This is a genomic window from Streptomyces sp. RKAG337, assembly GCF_023701715.1.
Lineage (GTDB): Bacteria > Actinomycetota > Actinomycetes > Streptomycetales > Streptomycetaceae > Actinacidiphila.
In genome coordinates this window covers 4532501-4553173 of sequence record NZ_JAJOZA010000001.1, presented here as the reverse complement: position 1 = coordinate 4553173, position 20673 = coordinate 4532501, and the positions used below count along the sequence as shown (strand labels likewise).

Sequence of the window (20673 nt, the reverse complement as noted above, 5' to 3'; positions counted from 1 at the left end):
AACGGTAGAAACCGGTGGTCCGGGTACGCCCGGCCACATTCCGGCCGAATCCGGCGGATCCCGCCGGCACCGCACCACGGGGGTATCAGCATGGCCGTCACCTCACCCGCGTCCGCCCGTCCGGGACCGGCCCGCGCCCGCCGCTCCGGACCGCCCAACCGGCACGACCACCGGCGGCCGCCGGTCCGGGCGGGGCGGCCGGCCGCCGTTCCGCCACACCTGTGGTTCGCCGGCCGGCTGCTCACCGTCCTCACCGGGCGGCAGCCCATCAGCTGCCTCGCCGGCCGGGTCCGCGGCCCCGCCTACGACCGGCTCTGGGAGCTGGTGACCTCCCGCGCCGACTGGCAGCGCCGGGCCCGCGGGGAGGCACCCTACGTCCACAGCTGCCAGGTCGCACGGCAGCACGACGGCGCCCTGGAGGTGACGGCCGTGGTCTCCCTGGCCCACGACGCCTTCCGCGCCATCGCCTTCCGGCTGGAGCGCGGCCCGGCGGGCGGGGCGGCCGACGTGGCGGGCGGGGGCGTCTGGCGCTGCACCGCGGTCGAGGCCCGCTGACCCGCCGCCCCGGCGGCCTCGTGGGAACGCGGCCGGGGCCGGACCCACGCGATGGGAGTCCGGCCCCGGCCGGTGCTTCGGTTGCTGCTCCGTGCGGTGCGCCCGCGCTACTTCTTGCGGCGCTTTCCGCCCTTGGCGGCCTTGCGGCGCTCCGCGCGGGTCTGGCCGTCCCCGTCGGAACCGGCGCCCTCGCTCTCGAAGTCGCCCTCGACGACACCGCCCTCGCCGTCCACCGAAGGAGCGGAGAAGTGCAGCCGGTCCGCCCGCTTCGGGGCCTCCAGGCCCTTGGCACGGATCTCCGGACGGGCGTCCTTGACGAGCGACGGCGCCGCGTCCTCGACCGGGACCTCCTCGACCTGCTGCTCGACCTGGACGTCCAGGTTGAACAGGTAGCCGACGGACTCCTCCTTGATGCCCTCCATCATGGCGGTGAACATGTCGAAGCCCTCGCGCTGGTACTCGACCAGCGGGTCGCGCTGCGCCATGGCGCGCAGCCCGATGCCCTCCTGGAGGTAGTCCATCTCGTAGAGGTGCTCGCGCCACTTGCGGTCCAGCACCGACAGGACCACGCGCCGCTCCAGCTCGCGCATGACGTCACCGGAGAGCTGCTCCTCGCGCTCCTCGTACTGCTCGGTGATGTCGTCCTTGACGGTCTCGGCGATGAACTCGGCGGTGATGCCGGCCCGGTCGCCGGCCGCGTCCTCCAGGTCCTCGACGGTGATCTTGATCGGGTAGAGCTGCCCGAAGGCGTTCCACAGCCGGTCCAGGTCCCAGTCCTCGGCGAAGCCGTCCTTCGTCTCGGCCTCGATGTACGCCTCGATCGTGTCGTCCATGAAGTGCCGCACCTGCTCGTGCAGGTCCTCGCCCTCCAGGACGCGGCGGCGCTCGCCGTAGATGACCTCGCGCTGCCGGTTGAGCACCTCGTCGTACTTCAGTACGTTCTTGCGGATCTCGAAGTTCTGCTGCTCGACCTGCGACTGGGCGGACGCGATCGCGCGCGTCACCATCTTGTTCTCGATCGGGACGTCGTCCGGCACATTGGCCATCGACATCACGCGCTCGACCATCTGCGCCTTGAACAGGCGCATCAGGTCGTCACCGAGGGAGAGGTAGAAGCGGGACTCGCCCGGGTCGCCCTGACGGCCGGAGCGGCCGCGCAGCTGGTTGTCGATCCGGCGGGACTCGTGGCGCTCGGTGCCCAGCACATACAGGCCGCCGAGCTCCTTGACCTCTTCGAACTCGGCCTTCACGGCCGCCTCGGCGCGCTCCAGCGCCGCCGGCAGGTCCGCGGCCCACTCCTCGACGTGCTCGACCGGGTCCAGGCCGCGCTGGCGCAGCTCGGCCTCGGCGAGGTCCTCGGGGTTGCCGCCGAGCTTGATGTCGGTGCCACGGCCGGCCATGTTCGTGGCGACGGTGACCGCGCCCTTGCGGCCGGCCTGGGCGACGATGGACGCCTCCCGGTCGTGCTGCTTGGCGTTCAGCACCTCGTGCGGGACGCCGCGCTTGGACAGCTGCGCCGACAGGTACTCGGACTTCGCGACCGAGACGGTGCCGACCAGGACCGGCTGGCCCTTCTCGTGCTTCTCGGCGATGTCCTCGACGACCGCCGCGAACTTCGCCTCTTCGGTGCGGTAGATCAGGTCCGCCCGGTCCAGCCGCGCGAGGTCGCGGTTGGTCGGGATCGGGACGACGCCGAGCTTGTAGATCTGGTGGAACTCGGCGGCCTCGGTCATGGCCGTACCGGTCATGCCGGAGAGCTTGTCGTAGAGGCGGAAGAAGTTCTGCAGGGTGATCGTGGCGAGGGTCTGGTTCTCGTCCTTGATGTCCACCTCTTCCTTCGCCTCGATCGCCTGGTGCATGCCCTCGTTGTAGCGGCGGCCCGCGAGGATACGGCCGGTGTGCTCGTCGACGATCATGACTTCGCCGTCCATGACGACGTAGTCCTTGTCGTTCTTGTAGAGCTCCTTGGCCTTGATCGCGTTGTTCAGGTAACCGACGAGCGGGGTGTTCACCGACTCGTAGAGGTTGTCGATGCCGAGCCAGTCCTCGACCTTGGCGACGCCGCTCTCGTGGATGGCGACCGTGCGCTTCTTCTCGTCGACCTCGTAGTCGCCGGTCTCCTCGACGCCGATGCTGCCGGCCTCGCCCTTGTTCAGCCGCTTCACCAGGCGCGCGAAGTCGGCGTACCACTTGGTCGCCTGGTCGGCGGGGCCGGAGATGATCAGCGGGGTACGGGCCTCGTCCACGAGGATCGAGTCGACCTCGTCGACGATCGCGAAGTTGTGGCCGCGCTGCACCAGCTCGTCCTTCGACCACGCCATGTTGTCGCGCAGGTAGTCGAAGCCGAACTCGTTGTTGGTGCCGTACGTGATGTCGCAGTTGTACATCTCGCGGCGCTGCGCGGGCGACATGTTCGCCAGGATGCAGCCGACCTCGAGGCCGAGGAATTTGTGCACCCGGCCCATCCACTCCGAGTCACGCTCGGCGAGGTAGTCGTTGACGGTGATGAGGTGGACGCCCTTGCCGGAGATCGCGTTCAGGTACGCGGGCAGGGTGCCGACCAGGGTCTTGCCCTCACCGGTGCGCATCTCTGCGACGAAGCCGAGGTGGAGAGCGGCGCCGCCCATCATCTGGACGTCGTAGTGACGCTGGCCGAGCACGCGCTTGGCGGCCTCGCGGACCGTGGCGAACGCCTCGGGAAGCAGGTCGTCGAGGGTCTCGCCGCCCTCGAACCGCTCCTTGTACTCGTCGGTCAGGGCCCGAAGCTCGGCGTCCGTCAGATTGACGAAGTCCTCTTCAATGGAATTGACCTGGTCCGCGATGCGGTGCAGCTTGCGCAGGATCTTGCCTTCGCCTGCACGCATGAGCTTGTTGAAGACGGACACGTAGGCTGGCTCCTTGCCGGTCGGGCCTGGCACGTAATCTCGCGCTGGGCACAGCGGGATGCACTCCGCCGCAACGGCCATCGTAAGCGAGGACACCTGCGGGCCGGGAGGTCCGTCAGCACACCGGTCCGCCGTCACCCCGCGTAGTGATACAAATCGCTTTTTCAACCGGCCCGGCGGTCGGCGATACTCCGCTCATGGAGCCGATCACCCTCACCACCGAACGCCTGGTCCTGCGCACGCTGGAGCCGGCCGACGCCGACGCGGTGTACCAGGCCTGCCAGGACCCCGAGATCCCGCGCTGGACCAGCGTCCCGTCGCCGTACACGCGTCAGGACGCGGCGGATTTCACCGGTCCGGTGAGCGCCCAGGGGTGGGCCGACGACATCCTCTACAACTTCGGTGCCTTCACCAGGGACGGCGGGACGCTGGTCGGCTCCATCGGACTGGTGCGGCTCGGCAAGCTGGGCGCGCCCGACCACCAGGCCGAGCTCGGCTACTGGGCGGTCAAGGAGCAGCGCGGCCGCGGGTACACCGCGGAGGCCGGCCTCGCGGTGTGCCGGTGGGCGTTCGCCGACCTCGGCGTGCAGCGGATGGAGTGGTTCGCGGACGCGGGCAACGAGGGGTCGCGCGCGGTCGCCCGCAGGATCGGCTTCGTCATGGAGGGCACCATGCGGGCCAAGATCGTCCACAACGGCACCCGGCGGGACTGCTGGACCGGTTCGCTGCTCCCCTCGGACCTGGGGCTTCCGCTGGCGACGCCTTACCTGCCCTTCCCGGGCGCGTAGGGCTCCTCGGCGGCGGGCGGGTGGCGCGCGGGTCCGCGGGCGGTCCGCGCAGGGGTCGCGGGCGGTGCGAGAGCTCGGGGCGTGGCGCACGGGCCGGGGGCGGGCGGGTCGCCGGTGGCCCCGGGGCATTGTCAGTGGCGCGTTCTAGGCTCTCCGGCATGACACCGCTGCCCCGCCCCGTAGCCACCCTGTCCGCGGACGATGCCCGCCGGATCGCCCTGCGCGCGCAGGGCCTGCTGGGCGTCCCGGACCGGCGCGCCGGGGTCCGCGGTGTGCTGCGCCGGCTGGGAGCGGTCCAGCTCGACACGATCTCCGTCCTGGCACGGTCGCACGAGCTCATTCCGTACGCACGGCTGGGCGCCGTGGGCCGGGACGCCATCGAGAAGGCGTACTGGACCGAGTCGCACGCCTTCGAGTACTGGTCGCACGCCGCCTGCATCCTGCCCATCGAGGAATGGCCGCACTTCGCCTTCCGGCGCCGTGCCCGGCGGGACCGCGGCCACCGCTGGCACGTGCTGGAGGACGCGGACCGCTCGTGCGGCGCCGTGCTGGACCGGCTCAAGGCCGACGGGCCGCTCACGTCCACCGAACTGGGCGGCGCCAAGAACGGCGGCCCCTGGTGGGACTGGTCGGAGACGAAGATCGCGGTGGAGTGGCTGCTCGACACCGGCCAGGTGGTCTGCACCGAGCGGCGCGGCTGGAAGCGCGTCTACGACCTGGCGGAGCGCGCCATCCCGGACGCCCTGCTGCACGACGACATCGATGACGCGGAGTGCATGCGGCGGCTCGTGGCGCAGGCCGGGGCGGCGATGGGCGTGGCCACCCGCGCCGACCTCGCGGACTACCACCGGCTCAAGGGCGAACAGGTGATGGCGGTGATCGAGGGCTCCGGGCTGGTGCCGGTGGAGGTCGAGGGCTGGGGCAAGCCGGCCTGGGCCGACCCGCTGGTGCTGGACGCCGAGTCCGCCGCGAAGCGCGGCCGGCACCGTACGACCCTGCTGTCCCCGTTCGACTCCCTGATCTGGGACCGGCCGCGCACCGAGCGGATCTTCGGTTTCACCCACCGGCTGGAGGCGTACGTCCCCAAGCCGAAGCGCGTCCACGGCTATTTCGCGATGCCGCTGCTGGCGGGCGGGAATCTGGTGGGCCGGGTGGACCCGGCGCGCGAGGGCAGCACCCTCGTGGCCCGGCAGGTGACGCTCGACGGCCCGAAGGCTGTGCAGCCTGCGGCCGAGGCGATCGCCGAGGCGGCGGGCTGGGTCGGCTGCGTGGAGGCGCGGGTGGAACGGGTGCTGCCGGAAACGCTGCGGGAGCCCCTGGCGGACGCCCTGAACCGGACCCACGACCGCCGCTGACCCGGCGCCCGTCACCCCCGGCCCGGCGCCGGCGCCGTCTCCTGCCGGCTACCGGCTTCCGCTACCGACTTCCGCTACCGGACTTCGACTAGCGGATTTCGAGGATCTTCTCGCGCATCGCGTAGACCACGGCCTCCATCCTGGAGTGCAACTGCAGCTTCTCCAGGATGTTGCGCACGTGGTTCTTCACGGTGTTCTCGCTGATGAACAACTGCTTGGCGATGTCACGGTTGTTCAGACCGGTCGCCACGAGCTTGAGCACTTCCAGCTCCCGGTCGGTGAGCCGCGGCGCGGGCACCAGCCGCCGCTCGTCGGTCCGCTGGATCATCGACTTGAACTCGGTGAGGAGCTTGGACGCCATCGAAGGACTGATCTGCGACTGGCCGTCGGCGACCGCGCGGATGGCGGTGGCGACCTCGTCCGTGGAGATCTCCTTGAGCAGATATCCCGTCGCGCCGGCCTTGATCGCTTCGTAGAGGTCGGCCTCTTCATCGCTTATCGTCAACATGATGATCTTGGCGCTGGGGGCGACCTCCTTGATCGAGGTGCAGGCCTCGATACCGCCGCGCCTGGGCATCCGGACGTCCATCAGCACGATGTCCGGCAGCAGGTCGGCGGCCTTCTCCACCGCCTCGGCGCCGTCCCCCGCCTCGCCGATGACCTGGATGTCCTCCTCCTGCGCGAGGACGATCTCCAGCCCCCGCCGGAACAGGGCGTGGTCGTCGACGACCAGTACCCGGATGGGCTCCTTACGGGGCGCCTCCAGGTGGTCTCGCGCAGGGGCGTGCCCCTCGTCGCTGATGTCTGCGGGCTCGAAGCTGTCCGGCATCAGATCCTCCCCCTCAGGCCAGAGTTGGCAGCTTGACCCATGCTTTCATGATTGGGGCCTGTCCGGGGCGCGGCGTCGCCCCCGGGAAAGCCCCCGGGGGCGACGCCATCCATGATGCGTTTCAGCTGGAAATCAGCGGCGTAGCGCGCCGCCCGCGCCTGCGGGCGCCTCCTCGGCGGACGGGTCCGCCTTCAGGTGAAGGACTCCGTAGTCGTAGCCGTGCCGCCGGTAGACGACACTCGGTGAGCCCGTGTCGGAGTCGATGAACAGATAGAAGTCGTGCCCGACCAGCTCCATCTCGTAGAGAGCCTGATCGAGCGCCATCGGCGCCGCGGCGTGCGTCTTCTCGCGCACCACCAGCGGGCCGTCCCCCTGTACCTCGAGCGACCCGATCCGGGTCGTCGGTACGGTGTTCTCCGCGGCCGGTTCGGGCGCCGAGCCGTTCAGCTCGCCGGTCAGCGAGGCTGTGGCCTGGGCGACGCTGAGGGGTGTACGCCCTCCGCCGTGATGCACCCGGCGCTTGTCGGCCGCCTTGCGCAGCCGCGCCTCCAACTTGGCCACCGCGAGGTCGAGCGCGGCATACGGATCGGCCGCAGAGGCCTCGGCTCGCACCACGGGGCCGCGGGTGTTCAGTGTGATCTCCACCCGGTCGGAACGGTCCGACTGGCGGGGGTTGAGCTCTTTGGACACCTCGACGTCAAGGCTGATCACCTTGCCATCGAGCTTCTGGATCTTGTCCAGCTTCTCGGTCACGTGCTTACGGAACCGATCAGGCACGTCGGTCTTGCGGCCCTTGATGACGATGTCCACTCAGAACTCCGTTCCGGATCGCTCCGAACACGCGGAGCGCATCCCATTCGCTTAGGCCGAGCGGGCACCTGTCCCGTCCGGCGCTGCGTCAGCTGCTGCTTCTCCTGCCCCGGAATTCCCCGGAGCCACCGAAGCGGCCGCTTTCACCTCCTTCTCCCCCACCAGCAAGATCAACACCCCATGATGTTCACCTTGCCTCACAACCGAACATAGTCCTGGAGAGCGGAGGTCGGCATCCCCAGCATCGGTATACCTCCGTTCGGGTGAACGCCCGGCTGTACTAGCTGCAACGATGTGTTTCAGGCCAAAGTTCCGTTTCCACCGGCCCCGCGACGACCGCCGCACCGGCGATCCGGCCGCCCGCCGCCTCCACCGCCCGCGCCGCCGCGGCCAGCGACGCCCCGGTCGTCATCAGGTCGTCCACCAGCACCACAGGGGCCACCTCCAGCAGCCTGTGACCACTGCCGGTGACCACCACGGCACCCGACAGGTTCTCCAGCCGCTCGCGCCCGCTCAGCCGCGCCTGGTCGGCGACCGCCCGCCGCTGGCGCAGCACCGCGGCCACCCGCGCCCGCCGCCCCGACCGGCGCAGTTCGCCGGCCGCGCACCGCGCGATCCGCCGGGTCGCGTCATGCCCCCGGGCCGCGACCGTCCGCCGCGCCGAGGGCACCGGCACCAGCAGCAACGGCCCCACGGTGTCCACCTTGAGCACCGCACCGGCCAATGCCGCGCCCAGGGGCCGTGCCAGCCCCAGAGCGCCGCGTTCCTTGTGCGCGAGCACCACCGCCCGCACCTCGTCCGCATACGTCGCCGCGGCGTGGACCTCCGGCAGCCCGCCCGGCGCCGGATCCGGCAGCACCCGCCGCACGGCCGCCCCGTCCGGCGAGCCCAGCAGCTCTCCGCACGCACCGCACAGTGCCGTGCGCGGCCGACCGCATCCCGCGCAGTCGACCGGCAGGACCAGTCCGGTGAACTCCCGCCACCACGCCCGCATGGCCACCACTGTGCCCGCTGCGGGATCCCTCCACCAGACCCCCGCCCAGCCTGTGGAAAACCCCGCGGGCGGACCGCGGCGGAGCCCGCACGGGATGCCCGGCAGGGCCCGGAGCCCTCACCGGGCGTCGCACAAGGCCCTCGGCGAAGGTGCCGCGGCGCGCCGGACGTCAGCCCGGGTAGACCGGCCCGATGCCCTTCGCCGCGATCTGCTTCCAGCTCGCGTCCAGCGTCAACAGCCGGTAGATACCGCCCTTGTACGCCGCCAGCAGCGGCTTCGTCTGGTCCTCCGACGCCGCCACCGAGGCCGCGTCACTGATGCCCGGCAGGGCGGGCGTGGACGGCAGTGAGCCGTCCGTGTTCATGTACTGGATCTGCTGCAGGCCACCCGATTCGGTCCCGACCACCAGCAGCCGGCTGCCGCCCGCCCAGGACGCGGCGGTGACGTCCTCCAGCTGCGGAGTCACGCCCTTCAGCGCCGTCACCGTGATCACGGGCGTCTGCGCCGTCCCGCCCCGCTCGATCCGGCCGAGCTTCAGCGCCGTCCGGCCGTCCTTCTTCACCAGCATCGCGATCCGCGTCCCGTCCGGCGCCACGCGCAGCGACTGGATCCGCCCGTCGCCGAGATCCGGCACCGGCACCTCGTAGGGATCGCCCGTGCCGTCGCGCAGCATCAGCAGCCGGGACCGCGGTCCGTCGCGGTCGGCGACCCACAGGTTGCCGTACCCGTCCCAGCTGGGTGCGCTCAGACCGTCGTTCGCGGCGTGCGCGGCGCTGGTCAGCACCACCCGGCCGGGGTCGACGGAGCTCTTGGAGATGTTCGCGACGATCAGCTCGCGCCCGCCGGTCCTGACCCCGGCCGCGTACTGCTCGTCCCGCTTCACCGCGGCCGACACCAGTTTCGCGGTGGACCCGCCGAGCACGCCCGGCACGGTATCCGCCGACGAACTGTTGTCGTCGGGCAGCGCGACGAGCTGCTGGTGGTCGTCGATGAAGAACTGCCGGGGCGACACCCCGCTCAGCGTCTCCGGCAGATACGGCTTGGCCCGTTCGTCCGAAAGGGTGCACGCCGAATCGCCGTTCGCGCGCTGCACCTCCACCGAGGTGATCTTCGTCGCCGACTGGCTCTGCGCCGTGGGCAGCAGCTGCGCGGCCAGCCGCTGGCACTGCGCCGCGTCCATCCGGTCCGCCATCGCGTTCAGCCGCACCCGCAGATGCTGCGAGTCATCGAGGGAGACGCCGTGGTCCGTGTCCTTGTTGTAGAGCGCCACGCCCTTGGGCGCCGCGGAGCGCACCACGGGACCGAGCCAGTCGGTCGGGCCGCCGAGCATCGCCGAGACCGCCGACTCCAGCGAATTTATCCGCCGCCGCAGATACACCGGGTCGGCCACCAGCGTCGGCGAGCCCGCACCGGGGGTCCCGAGGTTGGCGAAGTAGTACATGTTGACGGAGTGGTAGATCCGCTGGAAGTCGGACTCGGTGAGCACCAGGCCGTTGTCGACCGAGTCGATCCGCCACTCGTTCTTCTCCTTCACCAGCTGGAAGGAGGTGTGGAACGTCGTTCCGTCACCCGAGGTGTAGGCGTGCTTCTCGTCCACCGCCGCGACCTGCGTACCGCTCAGCCCGAACGTGTGGAAACCCTCCTTGCGCGCCGTCCCGGCCTGCTCCTCGACCGGCGACGGGCCGCCCGACAGGACCGTGATCTTCGCGAACGGGTCCCAGCGCTGGGCCATCGACGTCGTCAGGTACTCCTTGGCCGTCGCGTACTCGGCCTCGTCACTGGTGGTCGCCTCCAGGAAGCCGCGCACGATCTGGTCGGGGTACTCGCCGGGCTGCGGCTTGATCCCGAGCACCTGCACCTGCTGGTCCGAGTCGGCGCTCTGCTCGCCGGCGACCCTGTGCACCTCGCCGCTGCCCGGCATCGACGCGCATCCCGCGAGCAGCACCGCGCAGACCACCGGCACCCACACCCGGGCCTGCCGGCCGCCCCAGCGGGTCCGCCGCTCCCCCATCGCCCGCATCAGCGTTCGTCCTCCCGTGCAGAGTCTCCTGGGGCACCCGACTCGTGCCCCACCACCCGCGACCCGTTCCCGGGCAGCGCCGCGGGGTTCGCGGACGGCGGCCGCGCCGGTGCCGACGGCATGGGCGGCAGCGCGGGCGACAGCGGGGAGGTGCGGGGCATCGGCGGGGCGTCCGGCCGCGGCGGCGCACCGGAGGCGTTCAGGCCGCGATTGCGCCGGGAGTCCTCGGGCTCCAGCGCGATCGGTGAGCCGCGCAGGCTCTCGCCCGCGGTACGCGGCAGCGTCATGCGGAACTGCGAGCCGCCGCCGGGCTCGCCCCAGGCCTGCAGCCAGCCGCCGTGCAGCCGGGCGTCCTCCACCGCGATCGACAGGCCGAGGCCCGTTCCGCCGGTGGTACGGGCCCGCGCCGGATCGGCGCGCCAGAATCGGTTGAACACCCGGGTCGCCTCACCGGGTTTGAGGCCCACGCCGTAGTCCCGCACCGCGACCGCGACCGCCCCGTCGGCCGTCGCCAGCCGGATCACCACATCGCGACCCTCACCGTGCTCCACGGCGTTGACCACGAGGTTGCGCAGGACGCGCTCGACCCGGCGCGGGTCTGCCTCCGCTATCACCGGCTGCTCGTCGCCCCTGACGATCACCCGGCTGCCCTTGCGTTCGGACAGCGGCTCGGCGGCGTCCACCACCCGCCGCACCACGTCCCGCAGGTCGATCGGTTCGGCGGACAGGTCCGCGGCACCCGCGTCGAACCGGCTGATCTCCAGCAGGTCGGACAGCAGCCCCTCGAACCGGTCGAGCTGACTGCCGAGCAGTTCCGCGGAGCGCGCGGTCACCGGATCGAAGTCCTCGCGGGCGTCATGGATGACATCCGCGGCCATCCGGACGGTGGTGAGCGGTGTGCGCAGCTCGTGCGAGACGTCCGAGACGAAGCGGCGCTGCAGCCGGGACAACTCCTCCAGCTGCTGGATCTTGATCTGCAGGGTCTGCGCCATCTTGTTGAAGGACTCGCCGAGCCGTGCGATGTCGTCCTCGCCCGAGACCTTCATCCGCTCCTGGAGCCGGCCGGCGGCGAGCCGCTCGGAGATCCCGGCGGCCATCCTGACGGGGGTCACGACCTGGCGGGTGACCAGCCAGGCGATGGCCCCGAGCAGCACCACGACGAAGATCCCCGCGGTCGCCAGGGTGCGCTTGACCAGGCCGAGGGTCGTCTCCTCCTGATCGAACGGGAAGAGGTAGTAGAGCTGGTACGGCTTGCCGTTCACATCGCTCATCCGCTTGCCGATGACCAGCGCGTTCTCCGGCTGCGGATCGTTCTCCCGCTTGATCGTCGCGTAGGTCTCCTGCGACCCGGAACGGGTCTCCACGCTGTCGCGCAGATCCTGCGGAATGCTGTCGTCGGGCAGCACCAGGCCCGAGGTGCGCGGGCCGCGGGCATCGGCTCCGTCGCCGGTCCCGGGGCTGAGCGCGACAACCGAGTAGACGCCCTTGCCACCACTGGCGAGCTGGCCGACCAGATTGTTCAGCCAGGTTCCGGAGTCGATCATTCCGCGGGTGGTCCCACCACCCGCGACCGGAACGGCGTCCCGCTCCTTCTCCTTGTCGGCCTGCGCCTGCGCCACGGAGAACCCACCGCTCGCCTGGCCGCGCGACGCCTGTTCCTTCGCGTCGAGCAGGCCGTTCTTCACCTGTCCGATGACGACCACGCCCAGCAGCAGCACGACGCCCAGCGACATCAGCAGCGTCACCGCCACCACCCGCAGCTGGATGTTGCGCCGCCACAGCCGGACAGCGGGCAGCAGCGGACGGCGTGCCCAGCGCACGCACGAGCGCAGCACCGGCAGCAGACCGCTCAGCGGGTCCGCATGCCGGCTCTCCAAGCGCTCACGCTCGTACGACGCCGACATGTCAGCCCGGACCGGCCTTGTAGCCGACGCCGCGGACGGTCACCACGATCTCGGGACGCTCGGGGTCCTGCTCGACCTTGGAGCGCAGCCGCTGGACGTGCACGTTGACCAGCCGGGTGTCGGCCGCGTGCCGGTATCCCCACACCTGCTCCAGCAGCACCTCGCGGGTGAACACCTGCCAGGGCTTGCGGGCGAGCGCGACCAGCAGGTCGAACTCCAGCGGGGTCAGCGCGATCGGCTGGCCCTCCCGCTTGACGGAGTGCCCTGCCACGTCGATGACGAGGTCACCGATCGCGAGCTGCTCGGGCGTCGGCTCCTCCGCCCGCCGCAACCGGGCCCGGACGCGTGCGACCAGCTCCTTCGGCTTGAACGGCTTGACGACGTAGTCGTCGGCGCCGGACTCCAGGCCCACCACGATGTCGACGGTGTCGCTCTTCGCGGTGAGCATGACGATAGGTACCCCGGACTCCGCGCGGATCAGCCGGCATACATCGATGCCGTCCCGACCCGGGAGCATGAGGTCGAGGAGAACCAGATCAGGCTTGGTCTCCCGGAAAGCGGCAAGGGCCTTGTCACCGTCTGCTACGAACGACGGCTCAAAACCTTCACCACGCAGCACGATGCCGAGCATCTCGGACAGTGCGGTGTCGTCATCGACGACCAGGACTCGACCCTTCATTGCATCATCATCCCATTGTCGTAACCGTTTGATCGACCAGCGTGTTAATAGTCACCCCATCCACGGGCGTGTCTGCGCAGGTCAGCGGTCGGCCTGCGGTATCACGCCCCGTTGAAAAATGGCGTATACGTCACTCCGGTACTGCGCACAGACGCCAGTGCATGATCTCGCCACTGACCGTGCAACCGTGCGCCGGAGCCAGGGGACAGGTTACGCAGCGCAAGCGGCCCACCGACCCGGCCGTCACTCCGCCCGGGGAGCGCACATCACCCTGAGTGCGTCCGCCGTGACGGGAGAAACCACGCCCCGCTCCGTGACGATGGCCGTGATCAACTCCGGCGGCGTGACATCGAACGCGGGGTTGTACGCCTGAGCGCCCAGCGGGGACCCCAGATCCGTCACCTCATGGCCCGGACGCTGCTCCACCTCGATCGCGGCCCCGTCCGGAGTCGCCAGGTCCACGGTCGTGCACGGTGCCACCACGATGAACGGCACGTTGTGATAGCGGGCGAGCACGGCCAGCGGATAACTGCCGATCTTGTTCGCCGTCGAGCCGTCGGCGGCGATACGGTCCGCGCCGATCAGCACCGCGTCCACCTCGCCCGCGGTGAAGAGCGAACCGGCCGCGTTGTCGGTGAGCACGGTGTACGGCATACCGGCGCGAGCCGCCTCGTACGCGGTCAGCCGGGCGCCCTGGAGCAGCGGACGGGTCTCGTCGACCCACAGCCGGCGCAGCTCACCGGCCCGGTGCACCGCCAGCACGACGGCGAGCGCCGTGCCCTCGCCGCCGGAGACCAGAGCCCCGGTGTTGCAGTGCGTCAGGATCCGATAGCCACCGCCCGGCGCCAGCTCCGCCAGCACCTCGGCACCACGGCGGGCCATGGACGCACTCGCCGCCGCGTCCTCGGCATGCACCGCACGGGCCTCGGCGAGCACCGCGGTCGCCGCGGCCTCCAAGCCGTCGGGCAGCGCGGCCCGGTACACGTCCACGGCCCGGCGCACCCCGTACCCCAGGTTGACGGCGGTCGGCCGGGCAGCCGCGAGCAGGTCCGCCGCCTCGTCCACGTCATAGCCGCGCGCCGCGGCGAGGGCCACTCCATAGGCCCCGGCGATCCCCAGAAGCGGTGCGCCCCGCACCGCGAGATCGCGGATCGCCACCACCAGCGCCTGCACATCGGTGCAGACCAGCTCCACCTCCTCGGCCGGCAGCCGGGTCTGGTCGAGGAGCACCAGCACCGGTCCTTCCGGCGGCTCCTCCCATCGGAGCGCGGGAATGGCAACGGCCGCCGGTATCGAGAACTGATCACCCATCCGCCCAGTCTGCCCTGCCGGGCCCCACCGATGGCAGCCCATGGCACGATGGCCAGCACACTGAACACAGGCGAAGGGGCAGCAGCGATGAACGACACTCCGGGCTGGGCATCGCCCGGATCCTCCGACTCCAACGAGCCGGAGCGCGGCGACACTCCCCAGGCACCACCCCCACCCCCGGCTCCGCAGGACGCGGCTCCGAACTGGTCCAAGCAGCAGCCCCCGCCCAACCAGTGGTCCGCGCCGGCCGGCGGCGGCTGGGGCAGCCCGCCTCCGCCGCCCCCGCAGCCCGGCCCCGGCTGGGGCGGTGCCCCGGGCGGCTGGCAGTCGGCGTCCTGGGGCAGGCCCCCGGCGGCCAAGCCCGGTGTGATCCCGCTCCGCCCGCTGGGCGTCGGTGAGATCCTCGACGGCGCGGTCTCCACCATGCGCGCCCACTGGCGGGTCGTGCTGGGCATCTCGCTGGCCGTCGCCCTGGTCACCCAGGCCGTACTCGTCGTCCTCCAGGGCCTGTTCCTGAACGAGAACTCGGACTTCAACCAGGTACAGAAGGACCCGAACGCGACATCCGGCGAGATCCTGCGCTCGGCCGGCGGCGCGCTCGCCGGTTCCGGCATCGCGGCCCTGATCAGCCTGCTCGCCATGATCTTCGCGACCGCGATGCTCACCATGGTCATCAGCCGCGCCGTACTCGGACGACCGGTCACCACCGGCGAGGCCTGGCAGGACTCCCGTCCCCAGCTGCTGCGCCTGCTCGGACTGACCCTGCTGCTCCCCCTGATCGCCCTGCTGATCATCGCGGCGGGCACCGTGCCGGGCATCGTGATCATCGCCCTGGGCGGCACCGGCGGCGGTATCGCCCTCGCCGTGATCGGCGGCCTCGCCGCCTCCGTCGTCGCGATCTGGCTGTGGGTCCGCTGGAGCCTCGCCTCTCCCACCCTCATGCTGGAGAAGCAGGGCGTCATCACGTCCATGAAGCGCTCCATGAAACTGGTCCGTGGCGCCTGGTGGCGGATCCTCGGCGTGCAGCTGCTCGCCTGGGTCCTGGTCACCATCGTCTCCGGGATCATCCAGACTCCGTTCACCCTGATCGCCGGGGCCGTCAGCGGAGACGGCATGAACTCCTTCATGTCCCAGGACGCGAACCTCGGCTGGACCTTCCTCATCGTCACCGCCATCGGCGGCGTCATCGGCACTGCCATCACCCTCCCCATCAGCGCGGGCGTCACCGCCCTGCTCTACATGGACCAGCGCATCCGCCGCGAGGCCCTCGACATCGAACTGGCCCGCGCCGCAGGCCTCCCCGGCTACGGCGACACCCGGACCCCGGACCGCACCACTTCCGAGAGCTGACCCCAGGTGTCGGGGGACGCACCGGTCACCACCCCGCGCGACGCCGCCCGCGAAGCGGCCGAGCACGAGCTGTCCAAGGGGATCTACCACCAGCACGACCCGAGCCTGTTCCAGCGCGCCCTCGACTGGTTCTGGGAGAAGGTCGGCGACCTGCTGACCGTGGCCTCCGGCGCCACCCCGGGCGGCGGGGTGGGGCTGCTGGCCATCGTCCTCACCGTCGTCCTGCTGCTGGTCGCCCTGCGCTGGCGGCTCGGCAAAATACGCCAGATCTCCACCGGCGGGCCCGGCCTGTTCGGCGACCGCACCCGCACCGCCGCAGAACACCGAACGGCCGCCGAACAGCACGCCGCCGCCCGCAGATGGACCGAGGCGTCCCAGGAACGGATGCGCGCCCTCGTCCGCGCCCTGGAGGAACGGACGGTCCTGGACCCGCGTCCCGGCCGTACCGCCGACGAAGCCGCCGCGGACGCCGGCCGCGCCCTGCCCGACCAGGCCACCGAACTGGGCGACGCCGCCCGGCTCTTCGACGACCTCACCTACGGCGGCCGCACCGGCACCGAGCAGACGTACGCGGTCCTGCGCGACCTCGACGGCCGGCTGCAGCGCGCCAAACCCCAGTTCGCCGACGCCGGGGACGTCCGCCCATGACCACTCCCTTCTCCCCGGCACCCGCCCCGCCGGCCACCTCCGCCGCCGATCCGGCCGATCCGGCCGACAACACCGCTGGCACCTCGGTCTCTCCCACCGCCCGCCAGCTGTGGACCCGCTCGCGTGCCCTGCTGGCAGCCGCGCTCGCCGTCCTCATCTTCGGGATCGGCTATGCCGCGCTGCGCTCCGGCGAAAGCCACGGAGCACTGGACCCCCGCTCCGCCGACCCCGCCGGCAGCAGAGCCGTCGCCCAACTCCTCGCGGCCCAGGGCGTCACCACCACCGTCGTGACCACTGCCGACGAAGCCATCGCCGCGCTCGGCACGGACACCACGCTGCTCGTGGCCGTCCCCGACCTGCTCACCCCACATCAGCAGTCCCTCCTTCACAGTGCCGCCGAACACTCCGGCGGCCGTACCGTTCTCGTCTCCCCCGGCCCCTCCGCGGCCGAAGCGCTCGCTCCCGGCGTCCAGGCACTCGCGCCCACCGACACCCGGACCCTCGCCCCCCAGTGCTCGCTGCCCAGCGCCACCCGCGCCGGCGACGTCGAGCTCGGCGGCGTCGAGTACACGACCTCCGTCCCCGGCGCCAACAGCTGCTACCCCAGCGGCGGCAACCCCACCCTGATCCGACTGCCTGCCACCAGCACCGGCACCGGCGACACCGTCGTCCTCGGCTCCGCCGGACTCCTCACCAACGACCGCCTCGACGAGCAGGGCAACGCCTCCCTCGCCCTGCAACTCCTCGGCGCGCACCCCGAACTGGTCTGGTACCTCCCCTCCCTCAGCGACGCCTCCGCACTCGACGGCGAGCGCAAGAGCTTCTTCGACCTCATCCCCGGCGGCTGGAGCTGGGGCCTCCTCCAGCTGCTGATCGCCGCCGTCGTCACCGCCCTCTGGAGAGCCCGCCGACTCGGCCCCGTCATCGCCGAACGGCTCCCCGTGGCCGTGCACGCCTCCGAAGCCACCGAAGGACGCGCCCGCCTCTACCGCCGGGCCAACGCCCGCGCCAGGGCCGCCGAAGCACTGCGCCAGGCAACCCGCGACCGGCTCGCACCGATCGTCGGCATCTCCCCGGCACCCGCCCCCGAGGCCCTCATCGCCGCCGTCGCCGCCCTCCTCGGCGGCCCCGGCACCGGCCCGGATCCCGACCCGGGCACGCTCCTCTACGGCCCGCCCCCATCCGACGACGCGGCCCTGCTGCGTCTGGCCGACGACCTCGACGCCCTTGAGCGCCGCATCACTTCCACAGAGAGGTACGCAACTCCGTGAGCGCCCCGACAGCCGACAGTGCCCGCACCTCACTCGAGGCCCTGCGCACCGAAATCGCCAAGGCCGTCGTCGGCCAGGACGCAGCAGTCACCGGCCTGGTGGTCGCGCTGCTGTGCCGCGGCCATGTCCTCCTGGAAGGCGTCCCCGGAGTCGCCAAGACCCTCCTGGTCCGCGCATTGGCAGCCTCGCTCCAACTGGAGACCAAGCGCGTCCAGTTCACGCCCGACCTCATGCCCGGCGACGTCACCGGCTCCCTCGTCTACGACGCCCGCACCGCCGAGTTCTCCTTCCAGCCCGGCCCGGTCTTCACCAACCTCCTGATCGCGGACGAGATCAACCGCACCCCGCCCAAGACCCAGGCCTCCCTCCTCGAAGCGATGGAGGAACGCCAGGTATCGGTCGACGGCACTCCGCGCCCCCTCCCCGACCCGTTCCTGGTCGCAGCCACCCAGAACCCGGTCGAGTACGAGGGCACCTATCCCCTCCCCGAAGCCCAACTCGACCGATTCCTGCTGAAGCTGATCCTTCCGCTCCCCTCCCGCGCCACCGAGATAGACGTCCTCACCCGGCATGCGGAAGGCTTCAACCCCCGGGACCTCGCGGGCGCCGGCCTGCGGCCGGTGGCGGGCCCCGACGACCTCGAAGCCGCCCGCTCCGCCGTCGCCAAGACGTCCGTCTCCCCCGAGATCACCGGCTACATCGTCGACCTCTGCAGAGCCACCCGAGAATCCCCCTCCTTCAGCCTCGGAGTGTCACCGCGCGGTGCGACCGCCCTGCTGGCGACCTCCCGTGCCTGGGCCTGGCTCACCGGCCGGGACTACGTCACTCCCGACGACGTCAAGGCCCTCGCCCTGCCCACCCTCCGCCACCGGGTGCAGCTCCGGCCCGAGGCCGAGATGGAGGGCGTGACGGCCGACTCGGTCATCACCGCGATCCTCGCCCACGTCCCCGTGCCCCGCTAGGCCGGCAGGAACAGCCCATGGCACTCACCGGACGCACCGCCCTTCTCGCCGCACTCGGCGCCCTCGCCGTCGGTGTGCTGCTCCCCGGCTGGAGCGGCATCCTCGCTGTCGAAGGCGTCCTTCTGCTCGGAATTCTGTGCGATCTCGCGCTCGCCGCGCCAGTGCGAAAGCTCCATTTCACTCGAATCGGTGACACATCCGTTCGACTCGGTGAGACCGCGAACGTCACGCTGACCGTCACCAACCCCGGCCGCCGGCCGCTGCGCGCCCTGCTGCGCGACTCCTGGCCGCCCAGCAGCTGGCACCCGGGCACCGAAGTGGCCGCGTCCCGGCACCGGTTGGTGGTCCCACCGGGCGAACGCCGCCGCGTCACAACGGTGCTGCACCCGACCCGCCGCGGCGACCGGCAGGCCGAACGCGTCATCGTGCGCTCGCACGGTCCGCTCGGCCTCGCCGCCCGCCAGGGCTCGCACAGCATCCCGTGGACCGTCCGCGTCCTGCCGCCCTTCACCAGCCGCAAGCACCTGCCGTCCCGGCTGGCACGGCTCCGCGAACTCGACGGCCGCACCTCACTTCTGATCCGCGGTCAGGGCACCGAGTTCGACTCGCTGCGCGAATACATCCCCGGCGACGACACCCGCTCCATCGACTGGCGCGCGAGCGCCCGCCGCACGACCGTCGCCGTACGCACCTGGCGACCGGAACGCGACCGGCACATCCTCATCGTGCTCGACACCAGCCGCACTTCGGCGGGCCGGGTCGGCGACGCTCCCCGCCTCGACGCCGCCATGGATGCCGCGCTGCTGCTCGCCGTCCTCGCCGGGCGGGCCGGCGACCGCGTGGACCTCCTCGCCTACGACCGCCGCATCCGCGCCTCCGTCCAGGGCCGCAGCACCACCGACATGCTTCCGGCCCTCGTCAACGCGATGGCGCCGATCGAACCCGAACTGGTCGAGTCCGACGCCAGGGGCCTGGCCGCCGCGATCCTGCAGCGCGCCCCACGCCGATCCCTCGTGGTCCTGCTCACGGGCCTCGACGCGGCCCCCATGGAAGAGGGCCTGCTCCCCGTTCTCCCCCAGCTCACCCATCGGCACGAGGTCCTCATCGCGTCCGTGGCGGACCCCCGCATCGAGGAAATGGTCCGGGGCCGCGGCACGCTGGACGCCGTCTACGCGGCAGCGGCCGCGGAACAGGCGCGCGCCGAACGCCGCCGCACCAGCCAGCGCCTCTCCCGCCACGGCATCACCGTCGTCGACGCCCCACCCACGGACATCGCCCCCGCCCTGGCGGACGCGTACCTGTCCCTGAAGGCCGCCGGCCGCCTCTAGTGATGTGACCGCTTGGGTTCGCCGGGCAGTAGGAGCCCGGATCCCAGCGATTCAAGGTCCCCGCAGACGCGGAGAACCCGGATCTCTTCTACCTGAACGAGGCCTACGCCGACGTCGACGGGTTCAGCGCCCACGCCGGTGGCCCGTACTTTGAACCGCTGCAAACGGCACGAGATCGATACGCCTGCCGGCAGCACCGCTGGACCGGCCCCGACAACGCAAAGAAGCCCCCAGGCTATAGCCTGGGGGCTTCTTCTCAAAAATTGTTCGGCGGCGTCCTACTCTCCCACAGGGTCCCCCTGCAGTACCATCGGCGCTGAAAGGCTTAGCTTCCGGGTTCGGAATGTAACCGGGCGTTTCCCTAACGCTATGACCACCGAAACACTATGAAGTTAACCAACCGGATAATGGCACGGTTCGTTACTTCAGAACTACACAGTGGACGCGAAGCAAAAATAGTTAGACAAGCCCTCGGCCTATTAGTACCAGTCAGCTACACCCGTTACCGGGCTTCCACATCTGGCCTATCAACCCAGTCGTCTACTGGGAGCCTTAACCCCTCAAAGGGGGTGGGAATACTCATCTCGAAGCAGGCTTCCCGCTTAGATGCTTTCAGCGGTTATCCTTTCCGAACGTAGCCAACCAGCCGTGCCCTTGGCAGGACAACTGGCACACCAGAGGTTCGTCCGTCCCGGTCCTCTCGTACTAGGGACAGCCCTTCTCAATATTCCTGCGCGCGCAGCGGATAGGGACCGAACTGTCTCACGACGTTCTAAACCCAGCTCGCGTACCGCTTTAATGGGCGAACAGCCCAACCCTTGGGACCGACTCCAGCCCCAGGATGCGACGAGCCGACATCGAGGTGCCAAACCATCCCGTCGATATGGACTCTTGGGGAAGATCAGCCTGTTATCCCCGGGGTACCTTTTATCCGTTGAGCGACGGCGCTTCCACAAGCCACCGCCGGATCACTAGTCCCGACTT

At 70.8% G+C, this 20673-nt stretch carries 16 protein-coding genes and 2 rRNA genes (1 of these 18 running past the window's edge); 8 read left to right on the top strand and 10 right to left on the bottom strand.

Annotation, left to right across the window (positions count from 1 at the left end):
- Nucleotides 1-90: 90 nt before the first annotated feature.
- Nucleotides 91-555, top strand: a complete 465-nt coding sequence (locus LNW73_RS20295) for an Rv3235 family protein (RefSeq protein WP_250990877.1) — start codon at nucleotides 91-93, stop codon at nucleotides 553-555.
- Between the two features lie 107 nt (nucleotides 556-662).
- On the opposite strand, the gene secA is transcribed toward LNW73_RS20295, so the two are convergent.
- Nucleotides 663-3440 (bottom strand): preprotein translocase subunit SecA, encoded by a 2778-nt coding sequence (gene secA, locus LNW73_RS20290; RefSeq protein WP_250976127.1) that lies wholly within the window; start codon nucleotides 3438-3440, stop codon nucleotides 663-665.
- Between the two features lie 197 nt (nucleotides 3441-3637).
- Between secA and LNW73_RS20285 the strand changes: the two genes are divergently transcribed.
- Together LNW73_RS20285 and LNW73_RS20280 are read left to right on the top strand one after the other, a co-directional pair.
- Nucleotides 3638-4228: a GNAT family N-acetyltransferase gene (locus LNW73_RS20285; RefSeq protein WP_250990876.1), complete on the top strand. Its 591-nt coding sequence runs from the start codon at nucleotides 3638-3640 to the stop codon at nucleotides 4226-4228.
- A gap of 158 nt (nucleotides 4229-4386) precedes the next feature.
- Nucleotides 4387-5583 carry a winged helix-turn-helix domain-containing protein gene (locus LNW73_RS20280; RefSeq protein WP_250990875.1) on the top strand — a complete coding sequence of 399 codons (1197 nt, stop codon included), beginning with the start codon at nucleotides 4387-4389 and terminating at the stop codon, nucleotides 5581-5583.
- A gap of 88 nt (nucleotides 5584-5671) precedes the next feature.
- On the opposite strand, the gene LNW73_RS20275 is transcribed toward LNW73_RS20280, so the two are convergent.
- The 7 genes from LNW73_RS20275 to mtnA all read right to left on the bottom strand — a co-directional run bounded on the left by LNW73_RS20275 (nucleotide 5672) and on the right by mtnA (nucleotide 14130).
- Complete coding sequence (locus LNW73_RS20275) at nucleotides 5672-6412, bottom strand: response regulator (RefSeq protein WP_138358878.1); 741 nt, start codon at nucleotides 6410-6412, stop codon at nucleotides 5672-5674.
- Between the two features lie 132 nt (nucleotides 6413-6544).
- Nucleotides 6545-7222: a ribosome hibernation-promoting factor, HPF/YfiA family gene (gene hpf / locus LNW73_RS20270; RefSeq protein ID WP_250976131.1), complete on the bottom strand. Its 678-nt coding sequence runs from the start codon at nucleotides 7220-7222 to the stop codon at nucleotides 6545-6547.
- 280 nt (nucleotides 7223-7502) lie between these two features.
- The gene (locus tag LNW73_RS20265; RefSeq protein WP_250990874.1) at nucleotides 7503-8216 is read right to left on the bottom strand and encodes a ComF family protein; all 714 of its coding nucleotides are present in this window, start codon (nucleotides 8214-8216) and stop codon (nucleotides 7503-7505) included.
- A 169-nt stretch (nucleotides 8217-8385) separates the two neighbouring features.
- On the bottom strand, nucleotides 8386-10236 hold the full coding sequence (locus LNW73_RS20260) for an LpqB family beta-propeller domain-containing protein (RefSeq protein WP_250990873.1): 1851 nt from the start codon (nucleotides 10234-10236) through the stop codon (nucleotides 8386-8388).
- Nucleotides 10236-12140, bottom strand: coding sequence for an MtrAB system histidine kinase MtrB (mtrB, locus tag LNW73_RS20255; RefSeq protein WP_250990872.1), 1905 nt, complete (start codon nucleotides 12138-12140; stop codon nucleotides 10236-10238). The genes LNW73_RS20260 and mtrB overlap by 1 nt, the downstream gene beginning before the upstream one ends.
- A gap of 1 nt (nucleotide 12141) precedes the next feature.
- Nucleotides 12142-12819, bottom strand: coding sequence for a two-component system response regulator MtrA (gene mtrA, locus LNW73_RS20250; protein ID WP_138358886.1), 678 nt, complete (start codon nucleotides 12817-12819; stop codon nucleotides 12142-12144).
- 243 nt (nucleotides 12820-13062) lie between these two features.
- Nucleotides 13063-14130, bottom strand: coding sequence for an S-methyl-5-thioribose-1-phosphate isomerase (gene mtnA, locus LNW73_RS20245; RefSeq protein WP_250990871.1), 1068 nt, complete (start codon nucleotides 14128-14130; stop codon nucleotides 13063-13065).
- An 87-nt stretch (nucleotides 14131-14217) separates the two neighbouring features.
- Here mtnA and LNW73_RS20240 point away from each other — a divergent pair, with 87 nt between their 5' ends.
- The 5 genes from LNW73_RS20240 to LNW73_RS20220 are packed head-to-tail and all read left to right on the top strand — an operon-like array spanning nucleotide 14218 to nucleotide 19689.
- Nucleotides 14218-15480, top strand: a complete 1263-nt coding sequence (locus tag LNW73_RS20240) for a DUF7544 domain-containing protein (protein ID WP_250990870.1) — start codon at nucleotides 14218-14220, stop codon at nucleotides 15478-15480.
- Nucleotides 15481-15486: 6 nt separating this feature from the next.
- A complete protein-coding gene (locus LNW73_RS20235; protein ID WP_250990869.1) occupies nucleotides 15487-16128 on the top strand; it encodes a DUF4129 domain-containing protein in 642 nt (213 codons plus the stop codon).
- A complete protein-coding gene (locus LNW73_RS20230) occupies nucleotides 16125-17399 on the top strand; it encodes a DUF4350 domain-containing protein (protein WP_250990868.1) in 1275 nt (424 codons plus the stop codon). The genes LNW73_RS20235 and LNW73_RS20230 overlap by 4 nt, the downstream gene beginning before the upstream one ends.
- Entirely contained in the window at nucleotides 17396-18361 is a 966-nt protein-coding gene (locus LNW73_RS20225; protein WP_250976139.1) for an AAA family ATPase, read from the top strand. Before LNW73_RS20230 ends, LNW73_RS20225 begins: the two co-directional genes overlap by 4 nt.
- A 17-nt stretch (nucleotides 18362-18378) precedes the next feature.
- Nucleotides 18379-19689: a DUF58 domain-containing protein gene (locus LNW73_RS20220; RefSeq protein ID WP_250990867.1), complete on the top strand. Its 1311-nt coding sequence runs from the start codon at nucleotides 18379-18381 to the stop codon at nucleotides 19687-19689.
- Nucleotides 19690-19954: 265 nt separating this feature from the next.
- Here the strand turns inward: LNW73_RS20220 and rrf are convergent.
- Both rrf and LNW73_RS20210 read right to left on the bottom strand, forming a co-directional pair.
- Nucleotides 19955-20070 (bottom strand): 5S ribosomal RNA (gene rrf, locus LNW73_RS20215).
- 78 nt (nucleotides 20071-20148) lie between these two features.
- Nucleotides 20149-20673 (bottom strand): 23S ribosomal RNA (locus LNW73_RS20210) (it continues 2598 nt past the right edge of the window).